The following is a 1,135-nucleotide window of genomic DNA, read 5'->3' on the forward strand; positions in this document are numbered from 1 at the left end:
TGATCTGGCCCAGAGATCGTGGACACGCTGTTAAGCGAGTAAAATTGCTAACAGAGGTGCACTATGACTCAATCTACAGACCATAAAACCGCCAGAAATCGTTACCCTGATGCATTCCGTGAGCATGCCCTGGCACTGGCACTGCGGATCGGCGTTGCCAAAGCCGCCAGGGAGCTGAGTTTGCATGAGTCTCAGCTCTACGCCTGGCGTAAAAAACAGCAGCAAGCATTGACAAACTCCGAGCGGGAACAACAGCAACTCATTGAAATTGCAAAACTCAAACGCCAGTTGGCTGAACAGGCCGAGGAGTTAGCCATTCTCCAAAAGGCCGCGACGTACTTTGCCAAACGCCTGAAATGAGGTACGTCTTTATGCAACAGCATCAGGCTGATTTTCGTATTACCTGTATGGCCCGGGTCCTGGCTGTCAGCCGCAGCGGATTCTATGCCTGGCGTCAGCGAGCCGGGCAAAAAACACCTTCACCGTTACGGCGGGAACTCTGTGACAGCCGCGTCGCCAGCGCTTTTGTCGAGTATAAAAGCCGGTATGGTGCCCGCCGCTTATACCATGAATTGCGGGCAGAGGGCTGGGGTTACAACCGTAAAACGATAGCCGCCAGCCTGCGGCGACAAGGGCTGAAGGCGAAGGCGGCCAGGAAGTTCAAGGTCACAACAGATTCGAGTCACAAACGTCCAGTGGCCCCCAACCTGTTGAAGCAAGACTTTACCGCCACGGCCCCAAACCAGAAATGGGTGGGCGATATCACCTATTTGTGGACAGACGCAGGCTGGGTGTATCTGGCTGTGATGATAGACCTTTTTTCCCGCGCCGTAGTAGGCTGGGCAATGTCAGCACGGATGAAATCAGGTCTGGTCTGTGATGCGTTGCAGATGGCGCTGGGCCGACGGGATAATCCGTCTGGTGTGGTGGTTCACTCGGATGGTGGCGGACAGTACTGCTCAGATGACTACCAGAATATGATTAAAATCAGTCAGTTAAAATGCAGCATGAGCAGCACGGGCAATTGTTACGATAACGCGTGTGCAGAAAGTTTCTTCCACAGTCTGAAGGTCGAATTGATACACGGAGAACGGTTTACCGACCGCGAAACGCTGAAGTCGGAGGTGTTTAACTA

1 protein-coding gene is annotated in these 1,135 nt (G+C 53.2%); it reads left to right on the forward strand.

Annotated elements, in window-relative coordinates:
* Positions 1-63 precede the first annotated feature (63 nt).
* Positions 64-1,135, forward strand: a protein-coding gene (locus tag ACJY2G_RS25475) for an IS3 family transposase (RefSeq protein WP_439292381.1) whose coding sequence is annotated in 2 segments (ribosomal slippage) — positions 64-322 and positions 322-1,135 — 1,073 coding nt annotated over the 2 segments. Because the reading frame shifts where the segments join, the coding sequence is not laid out codon by codon here. This gene is flagged as partial in the annotation.

This window comes from Rahnella sp. ATs2, from assembly GCF_051851855.1.
Taxonomy (GTDB): Bacteria; Pseudomonadota; Gammaproteobacteria; order Enterobacterales; family Enterobacteriaceae; genus Rahnella; species Rahnella variigena.